General features: G+C 71.7%; 9 protein-coding genes and 1 tRNA gene. 7 read left to right on the forward strand and 3 right to left on the reverse strand.

Going from position 1 to position 13,936, the window contains the following annotated elements:
* Nucleotides 1-54: 54 nt before the first annotated feature.
* From MUB56_RS07645 to MUB56_RS07660, 4 genes are all read left to right on the forward strand, one after another.
* Nucleotides 55-1,368, forward strand: coding sequence for a substrate-binding domain-containing protein (locus MUB56_RS07645; RefSeq protein WP_244931306.1), 1,314 nt, complete (start codon nucleotides 55-57; stop codon nucleotides 1,366-1,368).
* A gap of 33 nt (nucleotides 1,369-1,401) precedes the next feature.
* Nucleotides 1,402-2,016, forward strand: a complete 615-nt coding sequence (locus MUB56_RS07650; RefSeq protein ID WP_244931307.1) for a hypothetical protein — start codon at nucleotides 1,402-1,404, stop codon at nucleotides 2,014-2,016.
* 48 nt (nucleotides 2,017-2,064) lie between these two features.
* Nucleotides 2,065-3,282: an Ig-like domain repeat protein gene (locus MUB56_RS07655; RefSeq protein WP_244931308.1), complete on the forward strand. Its 1,218-nt coding sequence runs from the start codon at nucleotides 2,065-2,067 to the stop codon at nucleotides 3,280-3,282.
* A 98-nt stretch (nucleotides 3,283-3,380) separates the two neighbouring features.
* On the forward strand, nucleotides 3,381-4,277 hold the full coding sequence (locus tag MUB56_RS07660; protein ID WP_244931309.1) for a phosphate ABC transporter ATP-binding protein: 897 nt from the start codon (nucleotides 3,381-3,383) through the stop codon (nucleotides 4,275-4,277).
* A gap of 72 nt (nucleotides 4,278-4,349) precedes the next feature.
* Here MUB56_RS07660 and MUB56_RS07665 read toward each other — a convergent pair whose 3' ends face one another.
* Nucleotides 4,350-7,208 (reverse strand): FAD/NAD(P)-binding protein, encoded by a 2,859-nt coding sequence (locus MUB56_RS07665; RefSeq protein WP_244931310.1) that lies wholly within the window; start codon nucleotides 7,206-7,208, stop codon nucleotides 4,350-4,352.
* 168 nt (nucleotides 7,209-7,376) lie between these two features.
* The gene (locus MUB56_RS07670) at nucleotides 7,377-7,868 is read right to left on the reverse strand and encodes a YajQ family cyclic di-GMP-binding protein (protein ID WP_244931311.1); all 492 of its coding nucleotides are present in this window, start codon (nucleotides 7,866-7,868) and stop codon (nucleotides 7,377-7,379) included.
* Between the two features lie 95 nt (nucleotides 7,869-7,963).
* Here MUB56_RS07670 and MUB56_RS07675 point away from each other — a divergent pair.
* Nucleotides 7,964-8,045 (forward strand) — tRNA-Tyr (locus MUB56_RS07675).
* 162 nt (nucleotides 8,046-8,207) lie between these two features.
* Here MUB56_RS07675 and MUB56_RS07680 read toward each other — a convergent pair.
* On the reverse strand, nucleotides 8,208-10,190 hold the full coding sequence (locus MUB56_RS07680) for an MFS transporter (RefSeq protein WP_244931312.1): 1,983 nt from the start codon (nucleotides 10,188-10,190) through the stop codon (nucleotides 8,208-8,210).
* Nucleotides 10,191-10,619: 429 nt separating this feature from the next.
* Here MUB56_RS07680 and hutH point away from each other — a divergent pair, with 429 nt between their 5' ends.
* Nucleotides 10,620-12,200 carry a histidine ammonia-lyase gene (hutH, locus tag MUB56_RS07685; protein ID WP_244931313.1) on the forward strand — a complete coding sequence of 527 codons (1,581 nt, stop codon included), beginning with the start codon at nucleotides 10,620-10,622 and terminating at the stop codon, nucleotides 12,198-12,200.
* Nucleotides 12,200-13,936 (forward strand): urocanate hydratase, encoded by a 1,737-nt coding sequence (hutU, locus tag MUB56_RS07690; RefSeq protein WP_244931314.1) that lies wholly within the window; start codon nucleotides 12,200-12,202, stop codon nucleotides 13,934-13,936. Before hutH ends, hutU begins: the two co-directional genes overlap by 1 nt.

A 13,936-nucleotide genomic window follows, 5' to 3' on the forward strand; every position in this document is an offset into this window, starting at 1 on the left:
CGCGGCATCCGTTTGCCGTCTATCTCGGGTAATTCACTCAGGAAAGGCAACTCAATGCACCAGCACCGCAAGCGTCTGGGTGCGACGATCGTCGCCCTCGCGACGACCGGCGCGCTCGGCCTCTCGGCCGCGCCCGCCCAGGCCGACCCCTCGCCGCAGCCCAACGACGTCGTGTCCACCGGGTCCGACATCATCCAGAACTCGTTCAACTTCCTGGCTGACGGTTACCACCAGCTGCCCGGCTACAACACCGCCGGCAACCGCTGGCGGTTCGTGAACTTCGACTCGTCCGGCGACGCCCAGGGCCGGAGCGCGTTCACCGACCCGCGGCTGCTGCCGACGGTGGACGTGGGCGGGGCGAAGTACGTCAAGCAGGACGACATCAAGCTGCTCAACCCGACCATCTCCCTGCGCGCGGGCCAGGACCTGGTGGTCCGCCCGAGCGGTGGTGGCGGCGGCGGTCGCGACGCGATCATCAACGACGACCAGGGCTGGATCGACGTGGGCCGCAGCCCCGACCCGCTCGACGCCGTCCCTGGCGGGAGGGACTACCAGAACGAGGCGCAGAACAAGCTGGGGACCAAGCTGATCCGAGTCCAGATCGCCACCGACCGGCAGCTCATCGCCACCGCGACGACGACCAACGCCCCCACGACGCTGTCCGCCGCGGCGATCCTGAACATCTACAGCGGTGAGTGGAAGAAGTGGGGCGACATCACCGGGTGGGGCACACCAGCCGTCCCGGGTTCGGACCCTGCCGTCGCCAACGAGACGATCGTCCCGCTGATCCTCCCTCTCGACGCCGGCATGTGGAACACCTTCGTCGCGAACGTCAAGCGCCAGAACCCGGGCAACGGCAGCTTCGCGGGGCGGGGCAACCCGAACAGCATCCAGGTGCAGCAGAACGACCCCATCTCGGTCACCAGCCTGCCCGAGGCGCAGCGCAAGAACGCGATCGTGCCGTTCCCGCGCGGGCGGTACCGCACCCTGAACGCCGGGTACTACACGCAGACCTCCGACGGTGCGAAGACGAACAACTACAACACCGAGACCGGGCACCGCACCGCGGCGTCCGCCTCGGGGATCCAGCTCCTGGACGGGGCGAGCGACGCCGACGTCAACCAGCCCACCGCGGCGTACGGCGGCAACTTCGCCTACAACGCGATCGTGCGCGAGCGTGACCTCAACAGCACGACCCCGTGGCAGCCCGGCAGCACGCTGAACTGGGTCAAGGCGCTGTTCTACAACCCCGGCGGCCCCGCGCCGTTCGTCCGCACGCCCGCCGGCAAGGCCCTGCTCGAGGCGGCCGGCGTCACGCCGAACTACCGCGTGTACGGGACCAACAACGCCGAGATCCCGGTCGACTGAGTCCGCTCGTCGGCCGAGAGGGACCACCACGCCATGACCATCACGCTCACGCCCCTGCGGGCAGCACTCGCCGTCCTCGTGGCCGGCGTGGTGATCGTGGCCGGATTCGTCCTCTGGCCCGGGCAGGAGCAGGACGAGAAGCAGGACGGCGCCATGCGCACCGTGCCGTACGACGACCCGCAGTCCGCCGGACTGCTCACCCTGTGCTCGGCCGACGGGAAGACCGTCACCGAGGGCAAGGTCGCGGACCGACCGTTCGCCGATCTCGTGGTGGGGGAGACGGGACTGCCCTCGGAGGTGGAACCCACCGGGGCCGTCGCCACGCTCTTCGCGTACCAACCGCGCGAGGGCGTCGGGATCGAGGAGTTCAGCGGGACGGCCATCACGGCCGCCGGCGAGCTCGCGGACCCCGAGCGGCCTGCGTCGCGGGTCACCGAGGACGCCTGGTCGATCGGTGACTTCGTCACCGCCTTCCCCGCGACCTACGACGGCTATGTCCAGCTACGGCTCGTCCTCGGCACCCCCGAGGCCGGGACCCTCTCCGCGAACCCCTACGACACCGCCGACCTCCGGGTCGACGACGGTCGCTGGGAGCTCGTGCGAGGCGGCTCCGCGCCCTGTGGCGATGCCGACGCGCTCGTCCCCTGACCCGGTCGGCCGACCGCGCGGTCACCCCAAGATCACAAGGAGAAGATGATGAAGATCAGAGTGAAGAAGACGTGGGTCGCCGTACTCGGCCTCACGCTCGCCCTGTCCACCGTCGGGGGCGTCGCCCTCGGTGCCGGCGCGGACGACTGGTACGACGGCGACAACGCGACCGTCGCCGATCCCGACAAGAGCGCCGTGGCGCTCAAGCTGTACGACGCCGCAGGCAACCAGGTCACCACGGGCAGCACCACGACGCCGATCGCCGCCTTCGCGGCGGCCGACGCGACGGTGCGTGCGGATGACGCCTACGCCTCGCTGTTCGTGCACCTGCCGCAGACCAGTACCGCCCAGGGTGCCTGGCCCGGCGTCCAGGTCAGCGGCACGGACAAGTTCAGCGGCGACGGTGCCGTGACGCCCGCTCCCGGGCTGAACGGCAAGCCGTTCGTCCGCACGACGGCGGCCGGCTACACGCTGGCCGACGTCAAGGCCGCGTTCCCGAACCCCGAGAGCAGCCCGAGCTTCGCGGGCGTCTACGAGCTGCGGCTGCGCACGAGCTCGGCGACCAAGGGCGTGAGCACGGCGTACGCCGCGGCGTACGTCAAGGTCACCGGCACCACCTGGCAGGTCACGACCGCGCCGATCCTGGGCTCGGACCCGAATCCCCAGCTGCAGCCGGTCGCCACCTCGGTGGCCGTCGCCTGGCCGGCGTTCGCCTACGGCAGGGCCGCCGCGGTGGGGGCGACGGTCACCGCCGCCTCCGGCGCCGCGAAGCCGTCGGGCTCTGTCCGACTGGTGCTCGGCGCCCAGACGCTGGCCACGGCCACGCTGACGGCGGCGGGGACCGCGACCCTGCCCGTGGGAGCGACCGCGCTGGCGCCGGGTGCGCACTCGCTGAAGGTCGTCTACGCCGGTGTGCCGAACGCGTTCGTGGCCTCCGAGTCGGTGGCCGCGACGGTGACGGTGGCCAAGGCCGCAGGCCCCAAGCCGGTGCTGAAGGTGACGAAGAAGCCGACCCGCAAGAAGGCCGGCAAGGCGACGATCACCGTCGCCGCTCCCGCGGGTCTCGTGAAGGCGGGCGGCAAGGCCACGGTCGTGCTGACCAAGGGCAAGGCCGTCAAGAAGGTCGTCGTCACGATCAAGGCGGGCAAGGCGACGGTGAAGCTGCCGAAGCTGCCCAAGGGCACCTGGAAGGTGCGGGTCGACTACGCGGGTGACGCGTCGTACCTCCCGGCGAAGTCCAAGACGGCGAAGGTCAAGTCGAAGTAGAGTTTCTACGTCGACAAACAGTGTGGGGGCCGGCTGCTCGCCGGCCCCCACACGTCGGCACCGGCTCGGACGGGCCGGGAAGTGATCAGGAGGGTGCGATGAGTGCAGAGATGACCGGTGTGCTGCCGGCCGTCGTGGAGGACGAGACGACAGAGACACCGTTGGTCCCGCCCGGTCCGGAGGTCGCAGCGCCGGCGGCCGCCTCGACGGTGGTCTCCACCGCAGCGACGTTGGAGGCCGACCGGGTCTCGGCGTGGTTCGGCCAGCGCAAGGTGCTGGACCGGGTCTCGCTCGACATCCCCGCCGGCATGGTGACGGCGCTGATCGGGCCGTCCGGGTGCGGCAAGTCGACGTTCCTGCGCATCCTCAACCGGATGCACGAGCTGGTGCCGAGCGCCCAGCTCGCGGGGGAGGTGCGCCTGGACGGTCAGGACATCTACGACCCGGCCCGGCGGCTGACCGACGCCCGCAAGGCGATCGGGATGGTCTTCCAGAAGCCCAACCCGTTCCCGGCGATGTCGATCGCCGACAACGTGCTCGCCGGCCTGAAGATCACCGGCACCAAGATCGCCCGCCCGGACCGGGAGGCGCTGATCGAGGACTCCCTGACCCGCGCCGGGCTCTGGGCCGAGGTCAAGGACCGGCTCAAGCAGCCCGGCTCCGCCCTGTCCGGCGGCCAGCAGCAGCGGCTCTGCATCGCCCGGTCACTCGCGGTGCGGCCGCGGGTCCTGCTCATGGACGAGCCCTGCTCGGCCCTCGACCCCACCTCGACGAGGGTGGTGGAGGAGACGATCGGGGAGATCGCCCGGGACGTCACGATCGTGATCGTCACCCACAACATGCAGCAGGCGCACCGGGTCTCCGACCAGTGCGCCTTCTTCCTGGCGGCCCAGGGCACGCCCGGCGTGATCGTCGAGCACGGCCCGACGGATGCGATCTTCGAGGACCCGCAGGACCAGCGGACCGCGGACTACGTCCACGGCCGGTTCGGCTGACCTGACCTGACCCCGAGGCGAGCGCCAGGGCCGGACGACATGGGGACGTCCGGCCCGGCTCTCACTGTCAGGTCAGGACGGGACCGTGGCCGGCGCCGGCTCCAGGGAGCACCGGCGCCGCTGGTCCAGCGGCGAGGGGCGCCGGTGCAGCCGCTCGTCGAGCACCTTCAGCGCCCGCTCGGGCATCCCGGCGTTGACCAGCGCGATCAGCAGCGTCTCCTCGACCACCTCGCGCTGGGCCGCGGAGCCGCCGACCCGGGCGAGCATCGGGAGCACGTCCTCGATCAGCGTGGCGGCGTCCGACCAGCGCGACTCGACCGTGGCCTCCAGGGCCTGGCACAAGGTCGCGACCGTGCCGCGGAGCACGCCGTCGCGCGAGCGGCGGCAGTGCGCGGCCAGGTCGCGCAGCCGGGCGGTGTCACCGGCCGCGGCGAGGGCGATCGCCGCGTGCAGCGCGACGAACGGCGTCTGCGGCCGGTCCAGCAGCGCGGGGTCGACGGCCGCCAGGACCGGGGCGACCGGGGGCTGGACGACCTCGCCGGGGAACGCGCCGCCGGCCGCGCCCGGGGCGCCCAGCGCCACGGCGGCGTCCCAGCCGGTCGTGGTCGTCCGCCAGCGCCACAGCAGCGACGCGGAGTCGATCAGGGCGCGCACGCCGGTGACCTCGGGGGCGGCGAGCTGTGAGTAGTAGCGCCGGCGTACCGCCTCGGTATCGCCGAGCGCGAGCTCGTGGAGGGCGGCGTGCCACGAGAAGTGCGCACGGTGACTCGCGGAGCGGCCGCTCTCCGCGACCCAGTGGTCGAGCCAGACCCGGCCGACCTCGTGCTGGCCGGTCTCGTAGAGGACGTGGGTCTGCGCGTGCACCGCGTGGCCGGAGGACGGCTCGCAGGACAGCGCGCTCTCGGCGAGCAGACCGGCCTCCTCGAAGAGGCCCTGGTCCTGGCGGGTGAAGGCGAGTAGCGAGATGTACCACCAATGGTCGCCGTACGCCGGAGCCAGCCCCTCGACCAGGTCCCACGCCTCCTGCTGGACGTCGGTGACGCCGGAGAAGGCGATCGTGGGGACCGCCGCGGAGACGGCGAGCACGTCGCGCGGGTGCAGCGAGATGTGGTGCATCAGGGCATCCGACCCGGCGCGGCGGACGTCCTTGACCCGCAGGCCCACGACGTCCACGAGGCTGCGCTCGCGGTCGTCGCCGCGCTGACGGGCGGCCTTGCGGGCCGCCTCGAGCGAGGCGCGTACGTCGGCGTCCGCACCGGCCTCGTGGCCGAGCATGGCCAGTGCGGCGTGCGCCAGCGCGAAGCCCGGGTCGAGCTCGGTGGCCCGGCGCAGCTGCTCCTCGGCACCGTCCTGGAGTCGCATCAGCCGCTCGAGGCCGGCGTTGTAGGCGCTGGCGGCCTCGCTGGTCGTCGACAGGGGCAGCCCCAGCGGGTCGCGCGGCCGGGCGACGGGGTGCCGCCCGCCCACGACCCGGCCGTCGGCGAGCCGACGGGGGAGCGGAGCCACCTCGTCGAGCACCGCCCGGGCGACGGAGGCGGCCTGGAGCCGGATCTCGGGGACGGCGGTGGTCTCCCACAGCTCGCCGCGACGCAGCGCGCCGAGGGTCCACAGCGGGGTGTCGGTCTCGCCGTCGGAGGCCACCAGTCGGCCCTCGTCGGTGCGCAGGCCGAGGCCGGCGACGTCGATCGACGCGAGCGTGGCGCCGCCGCGCTCGCGCAGCAGGTCGTCGAGGACGGGGTTGCCGAGCAGCCGGAGATCCGCCTGCGGGCCGGTGCAGTTGACCACCCAGCCGACGTCGCGGGTGCTGCCGTCGTCGAGGCTGACCCGGAGTCCGCCGGTGGGCAGCGGCTCGGCGCCCACGACCCGGCCGGTGTTGATCACCAGGCGGTGCTCGGCCTGCAGGGCGTCGAGGCGGACCGCGCTCGAGGGCGCCATCCGGTGCCGGAAGGTGTTCCAGCGTCCGGCGTCGCGGGACAGGAACTCCAGCCGGTCCTCCTCGGAGAGGCGACCCCACAGCTCCTGCACGCGGAACCGCAGCCCGTCGAGCGCGGGTCGCCAGTCGCCGGTGGTCGCGCGCACCTCGGCCACGTGCCGCTCGACCGCCGCGCGCACCTCGGCGAGGCTCGGTCCCCACTCGGAGATGTCCGGGATCGCGGCGAGCTGGGGCTGCGGGGCGTGCACCTGGGGGAGTCGGCCGTTGCGCGAGGTCGCGTGCACCACCCGGTCCGAGCGGTTGTCCTGGTCGGTCAGCGAGAAGGCGACGTCGACCATGGTCAGGCCGGTGCCGACCAGCAGTACGTCGCCGGGTCCGGTGCGGTCGCGGCGTACGACGTCGAGGGCGCCGCGGGCCCACGGGTCGGCCACGAAGAACGCGGAGGAGGCGAGCGACTCGGGGGCCCACGAGTCGCCGGCCGCGGGGAGCCCGGAGGCGATCACGACGGCGTCGGCGACGACCTCGCCGCCGTTGGCCGTGCGCAGCGAGATGCCGGTGGTGGTCCGGCGTACCCCGACGACCTGCTGGCGGACGTGCCGCAGGCCGACCTCGCCGAAGGACGCGTGCCGCGCCTCCTCGAGGGTCTCGTCGAGGTAGCGGGCCCACTGCCGCCGGGGCGCGAAGTCGTAGGGGAGGGTGCCGGCGTCGGGGTCGAGCTCCTGGGCGTCGCGCTGGCGCCAGGCGGCGAAGTGGCCGGGCTCCTCGGGGAGTGCCGTCATGCCGGAGGCGGGCACGTTGAGCAGGTGCTGCTCGTCGGGGGTGCCGAACGCCACGCCCTGGCCGCGCCGGTCGACGGGGTCGACCAGAACGATGTCGAGTCCGGTGCTGCGGCGGGCCGCGGTCCGGGTCAGGTGGAGCGCGACGAGGGTGCCGGCCGCGCCCGCACCCACCACCGCGACGGTCGGTCCGTGCCCGCGCGGGCGGCGTCCTGTGGTCATTGGCCAACCTCTCCTAACGGCATCAAAAAACTCGACTAAGAGGAGTCTAGGACGAGTTCCGGCGCCACCACGAATGCTCGCCCGCGAGTCCTCCGGAAGACAAGGACGCCGAGCCGGCAGTAGTTGTGCAACTACTGCCGGCTCGGCGTCCTCGTTCGCAGGGTGGGGTCAGCGGTAGTTGGCGAACTGCACCGCGAAGTCGTAGTCCTGCTGCTTAACCAGGGCCTGGACGGCCTGGAGGTCGTCGCGCTTCTTGGAGGAGACCCGGAGCTCGTCGCCCTGGATCTGCGCCTTGACGCCCTTGGGGCCCTCGTCGCGGATCAGCTTGCTGATCTTCTTGGCGTCCTCCGACGAGATGCCCTCCTTCAGGGCGATCCCGATCTTGCTCTGCTGGCCCGAGGCGCGCGGTTCGGAGGCGTCGAGGATCTTCAGGCTCTGCTGACGCTTGATGAGCTTGTCCTTGAAGACGTCGAGTACGGCGCTCGCCCGGTCGTCGGCGGAGGCGGTGATCTCGATCGCCTCGTCGCCCTGCCACTCGATGGTGGCGCCGGTGCCCTTGAAGTCGAAGCGGGTGGCGATCTCGCGGGCGGTCTGGCCCAGCGCGTTGTCGACCTCCTGGCGGTCGATCTTGCTGACGATGTCGAAGGACGAGTCGGCCATTCCTGCTCCTCGGGTGACGGTTTCGTGCTGCTGACGGTGCTGCGCTATTCTTTCGTCTCGTTGTCCACCGGCCAAGCCGGGGCGACGACATCCCCGGCAGATTGCCCGAGCGGCCAATGGGAGCGGACTGTAAATCCGTCGGCGTAGCCTTCGAAGGTTCGAATCCTTCATCTGCCACACAGGGAACCGAAGGGCCTCTGACCTGCCAAAACGTGGGTCAGGGGCCCTTCTGCCTTGCCCGCAGGCGGTAGCCGGAGTCACGGCTCTCGGACAGCCGGTCGCCGATCGCCGCACGCGAGTGAGCACCCTGGGGGTGTCCTGAGTGCTGCTGCGGGCGGGTCAGGCCAGGGGTGTTCCCAGTGCCAGGTCGACGCTGCGTGCTGCCTCCCACACGGTGACCGGGCGCGCTCCCATCGCTCCGTCCGGGTCCAGGGCGGTCAGCACGTAGCGGCCGTTGGCGGGGCGGGGGATCTCGTAGCGGCCCTCGTGATCGGTGCGGATCGAGTCGACGGCTTCTCCGGACTGGCGGGTCAGGACGACGAGGGCGTTGCTGATCGGCATCCCGGATGCGTCGGTGATGGTGCCTTTGAGGGTGAGCCGGTCGCGCAGCACGATCGCCGGCAGCGGGGTGTCGCTGTCGAGGGTCATGATGCGCGAGCGCGGCTGCCAGCCCTCGGCTGCGGTGACGACGAGGTAGTCGGCGGCGGCCGGGATCGCTGCGGTGAACCGGCCGTCGGAGTCGGCCTGTCCCCAGTCCACGGCGTCGCCGTCGGGGGTCAGGACGGTGACCACGGCGGTGCGGATGGGGCGCGCCCACTGGTCGACGACCTGACCGCGGACGACCTTGGCCGGGCGGCCGCTGCGGTCGGTGCCGGTGCGGTCGGCTTCCTCGGCGAAGTCGCGCATCTTCAGCATGGGCACCCCGAGGAGGGCGGCGAGGAGTGCGGCTGCGCCGGAGATCCAGAACAGCAGGGTGAGTCCGCGTAGGTCCGGGTAGGCCTGGCCGGCGACGGTGATGGTCCACGCGGTGGTGACGGCGGCGGTGGTGGCGCTCGCGGTCGAGGTGCCGAGGGAGCGGAGCAGCACGTTCAGGCCGTTGGCGGATGCGGTTTCGGTGACCGGGACCGCGCGCATGATCAGTGTCGGCAGCGCGCCGTACACCATGGCGGTTCCGATGCCGACGGCCACCGAGCCGATCACGATCTGCGTGAGGTTGTCGTTGAGGAACACCCGGGCCACGTAGGCGACGCTCATGATCGTCGCGCCGCTGACCATCGTGAACTGGGGACTGATCCGGGTGGTCAGCCGGGCGGACACGGGAGCCATCACTCCGAAGGCGATGGCGTTGGGCACCATCCACAGGCCGGCGTGCAGGGCGTCCAGACCCAGGCCGTAGCCGGTCTGGGTGGGCAGCTGGAGGAGCTGCGTGGTCAGCAGCATGTTGGTGAACATGGCGAAGCCGACGAGTACGGAGGCGATGTTGACCAGGAGCACCGCAGGTCGCCGGGCCACGCGCAGATCGACCAGGGGGCTTGGTGTGCGGAGCTCGAGCGGACCCCAGACGGCGAGCAGTGCCAGGCCGGCCGCTCCGAGGCCGATGGTGGCCGACGACGTCCAGCCCCACTGGCCTCCCTTGGAGAGGGCGAGGAGTACGGCGGTCAACGCGACCGACAGCAGGACGGCGCCGCGCACGTCGAACGTGCCACGGGTCCGGACGGGTGACTCCGGGAGGATCGCCAGGGCAGCGATGAGCAGGACGAGGCCGACGACGCCGGTCAGCCAGAACGTGGCGTGCCAGTCGAGGTGCTCGGAGATGAGACCCGAGAGGGGTGGGCCGGCGCCTGCGCCGATGGCCAGCGTGGCGCTCATGAGGGCGACGCCCAGTGGCACCCGGTCGCGCGGCAGCTCGTCGCGCATGATGGCGATGGCGACGGGGATCAGCGACATCCCGACGCCCTGCAGCGCGCGGGCGGTGATGAGCAGCGGGAGCGCCTGGCTCAGCGCGCCGAGCAGTGAGCCCAGCACCGAGACAGCCAAGGCGACGGCGATCATGCGCCGTTTGCCGTACATGTCGGCGAGGCGCGACACCGTGGGGGTAGCGATCGCGCCGGTCAGCAGGGTGGCGGTCACCAGCCAGGACGCGCTGTCGGCCGAGGTGTCGAGCAGCTCGGGAAGGCGGGGGAGCAGCGGGAGGAGCACCGTCTGCTGAAGAGACACCACGATGCCGCACAGCGACAGCGTGGCGACCACCACTCGCGGGCTGCTGCGTGGCTGGGTGGTGGGCGCAGGGAGCTCCGACGCGATCCGGGTCGGAGCGACCAACGTCAGGCCTCCTGAAGTAGTGACGGGACGCTGCCCTCTGACATGTCGGGTGTCGCGTCTACCGGTACGCGGGCGTCCCCACGCTAGTCGCGCTTCACCACGCCTCACCATCGAGGTACGAGAGCACGAGGGAGGAACGCGTGGTATTTGGGAGGTCGGGGACTGCTCGGCTCGTCTCGGCCGGTACCTCGCGCCGATCGACGCAGGCCGTTCGCGAGCCGGCAGTCGTTGTCGAATCGTGGCGATCAGGTCTCAGTGGCTCGTTCCGCACACTGGCTAGTGAGTTCGGGGAGCAGAGCCGGACTCCGGTGGCGACGATTCGGATCCCGTCCCACTGTGAAGATCGAGTCCCGTGGCGTGGCCGCTACTTCCACCACGCCCACGGGACTCGATCTGTCTCCGATCCGAGACAGTCGTGCCTGACGTGCCATGGCGCTGCCCCGACGGGGACTGTCGAATGGGGGCGTGGACGACGAAGAGGTGACTGTCGGGATCGGGCCGGTGCCGGTCGAGGACGTGGTGGCAGTCGCGCGCAACGGCGCCAGGGTCCGGATCTCGGTGGAGGCCCGGGACGCCATGGCCCGAGCCCGGGCGGTGGTCGAGGAGCTGGCCGCGGCCCCCACACCGGCGTACGGGATCTCGACCGGCTTCGGCGCCCTGGCCACCCGCCACATCCCCACCGAGATGCGGACCCAGCTGCAGCGGTCGCTGGTGCGCTCGCACGCGGCGGGATCCGGACCCGAGGTCGAGCGCGAGGTGGTGCGGGCGCTGATGCTCCTACGGCTGTCCACCCTGGCGACCGGCCACACCGGGGTGCGCCCCGAGACGGCGGAGCTGATGGCCGCCCTGATCTCGGCCGGGATCACGCCGGTCGTGCACGAGTACGGCTCACTCGGCTGCTCGGGAGACTTGGCGCCGCTCGCGCACTGCGCGCTGGCCCTGATGGGGGAGGGCCAGGTGCGGGACGCGTCCGGGACGCTGCTGCCGGCCGCCGAGGCGCTCGCGGCCGCGGGCCTCGCGCCGGTGACGTTCGAGGCCAAGGAGGGTCTGGCGCTGATCAACGGCACCGACGGGATGCTCGGCATGCTGGTGCTCGCGATCACGGACCTTCGTCGGCTGCTGCGCACGGCCGACATCGCCGCTGCCATGTCGGTCGAGGGCCAGCTCGCCACGGACCGGGTCTTCGCCCCCGAGCTGCAGGCGATCCGGCCGCACCCGGGCCAGGCGTCCTCCGCGGCCAACCTGGTCGCGCTGCTCGCCGACTCGGGCGTCGTCGCTTCGCACCGCGGGCCCGACTGCAACCGGGTCCAGGATGCCTACTCCCTGCGCTGCTCACCGCAGGTGCACGGTGCGGCCCGCGACACCGTCGAGTACGCCGCGACGGTGGCCGAGCGCGAGCTCGCGTCCGCCGTCGACAACCCGGTGGTCATCGGGGGCGCAGTCGAGAGCAACGGCAACTTCCACGGAGCCCCGGTCGCCTACGTGCTCGACTTCCTGGCGATCGTGGCGGCCGACGTCGCGTCGATCAGCGAGCGGCGCACCGACCGATTCCTCGACAAGGCCCGCAACCACGGGCTGCCGCCGTTCCTGGCCCACGACCCCGGGGTCGACAGCGGCCACATGATCGCCCAGTACACCCAGGCCGCGATCGTCTCGGAGCTGAAGCGACTCGCAGCACCTGCGTCGGTCGACTCGATCCCCTCCAGCGCCATGCAGGAGGACCACGTGTCGATGGGCTGGTCGGCCGCCCGCAAGCTGCGGCGCTCCGTCGACGGGCTCACCCGGGTCGTGGCGATCGAGGTGCTGACGGCCGCCCGTGCGCTCGACCTCCGGGCGCCGCTGACCCCGTCGCCGGCCACCGCGGCCGTCGTACGACTCCTGCGCGAGGCCGGCATCGAGGGCCCCGGTCCCGACCGCCACCTCTCACCCGAGATCGAGACCGCCTTCCGGCTGGTCGACTCAGGCGCCGTCCTGGCCGCCGTGGAAGAACTGATCGGAGAGCTGAACTGATGGTCTCGACAAGCTCGACCAACGAGAGACTGCCGATCCACGCCGCGCACGGGACGGAGCTGACCGCTCGCTCGTGGCAGACCGAGGCACCGCTGCGGATGCTGATGAACAACCTCGACCCGGACAACGCCGAGCGCCCCGAGGACCTCGTCGTCTACGGCGGCACCGGCAAGGCCGCCCGGAGCTGGGAGGCGTACGACGCCCTGGTGCGCACGCTCACCACGCTCGCCGACGACGAGACGATGCTCGTGCAGTCCGGCAAGCCGGTCGGCGTGATGCGCACTCACGAGTGGGCGCCGCGAGTGCTGATCGCCAACTCGAACCTGGTGGGCGACTGGGCAGACTGGGAGGAGTTCCGGCGCCTCGAGGACCTCGGTCTGACGATGTACGGCCAGATGACCGCCGGCTCCTGGATCTACATCGGCACCCAGGGCATCCTGCAGGGCACCTTCGAGACGTTCGCCGCGGTGGCCGACAAGATCTCGACAGGCTCGATCACCGGGGAGCGTGGCTCGATCACCGGGGAGCGTGGCTCGATCACCGGGGAGCGCGGCACGTTGGCCGGCACGATCACCCTGACAGCCGGCCTCGGCGGCATGGGCGGGGCCCAGCCGCTCGCGGTGACCATGAACGACGGCGTCGTGATCTGCGTCGACGTCGACCAGACCCGGATCACGCGTCGCCTCGAGCACCGCTACCTCGACGAGCAGGCCGAGTCGGTCGAGGATGCCGTGGCCCGCGCGGTGGCGGCGCGCGACGAGCGTCGGCCGCTGTCGATCGGGCTGCTCGGCAACGCCGCGGCGATCTTCCCGCGGCTGCTGGAGCTGGGGGCACCGATCGACATCGTCACCGACCAGACCTCGGCCCACGACCCGCTGAGCTACCTGCCCGTCGGCGTCTCGGTGGCGGACTGGGCCGACCACGCGGCGCGCGACCCCGAGGGCTTCACCAAGCAGGCGCAGGCCTCGATGGCCGTGCACGTGCGGGCGATGGTCGAGTTCCAGGACCGGGGCGCCGAGGTCTTCGACTACGGCAACTCGATCCGCGACGAGGCCCGCAAGGGCGGCTACGACCGGGCCTTCGAGTTCCCGGGCTTCGTGCCGGCCTATATCCGGCCGCTGTTCTGTGAGGGCCGGGGCCCGTTCCGGTGGGCCGCGCTGTCCGGCGACCCGGCCGACATCGCCGCGACGGACCGGGCGATCCTGGAGCTGTTCCCCGACAATCAGCGGCTGCACAAGTGGATCACCATGGCCCAGGAGCGGGTGCAGTTCCAGGGTCTGCCGGCCCGGATCTGCTGGCTGGGGTACGGCGAACGGCATCTGGCCGGTCTGAAGTTCAACGAGATGGTCGCCAACGGGGAGCTGAGGGCGCCGATCGTGATCGGCCGCGACCACCTCGACTGCGGCTCGGTCGCCTCGCCGTACCGCGAGACGGAGTCGATGCTCGACGGCTCCGACGCCATCGCGGACTGGGCCGTCCTCAACGCGCTGGTCAACACGGCCTCGGGCGCGACCTGGGTGTCGTTCCACCACGGTGGGGGTGTGGGCATGGGCCGCTCGCTGCATGCCGGTCAGGTCTGCGTGGCCGACGGCACGGCACTGGCCGCGGAGAAGATCGAGCGGGTGCTCACCAACGACCCGGGCATGGGCGTGATCCGCCACGTCGACGCCGGCTACGACCGGGCGGCCGAGGTGGCCGCCGAGCACGGCGTACGCATCCCGATGGCGGAGGGCTGA

This window comes from Nocardioides sp. W7 (assembly GCF_022919075.1).
GTDB lineage: Bacteria > Actinomycetota > Actinomycetes > Propionibacteriales > Nocardioidaceae > Nocardioides.

What these genes read in the sequence shown, in the direction of transcription:
- MUB56_RS07655 (WP_244931308.1), top strand. Translation starts at nt 2,065, where the DNA reads ATGAAGATCAGAGTGAAGAAGACGTGGGTCGCCGTACTCGGCCTCACG.
- MUB56_RS07665 (WP_244931310.1), bottom strand. Translation starts at nt 7,208, where the DNA reads ATGACCACAGGACGCCGCCCGCGCGGGCACGGACCGACCGTCGCGGTG.
- MUB56_RS07660 (WP_244931309.1), top strand. Translation starts at nt 3,381, where the DNA reads ATGAGTGCAGAGATGACCGGTGTGCTGCCGGCCGTCGTGGAGGACGAG.
- hutU (WP_244931314.1), top strand. Translation starts at nt 12,200, where the DNA reads ATGGTCTCGACAAGCTCGACCAACGAGAGACTGCCGATCCACGCCGCG.
- MUB56_RS07645 (WP_244931306.1), top strand. Translation starts at nt 55, where the DNA reads ATGCACCAGCACCGCAAGCGTCTGGGTGCGACGATCGTCGCCCTCGCG.
- MUB56_RS07670 (WP_244931311.1), bottom strand. Translation starts at nt 7,868, where the DNA reads ATGGCCGACTCGTCCTTCGACATCGTCAGCAAGATCGACCGCCAGGAG.
- MUB56_RS07650 (WP_244931307.1), top strand. Translation starts at nt 1,402, where the DNA reads ATGACCATCACGCTCACGCCCCTGCGGGCAGCACTCGCCGTCCTCGTG.
- hutH (WP_244931313.1), top strand. Translation starts at nt 10,620, where the DNA reads ATGGCGCTGCCCCGACGGGGACTGTCGAATGGGGGCGTGGACGACGAA.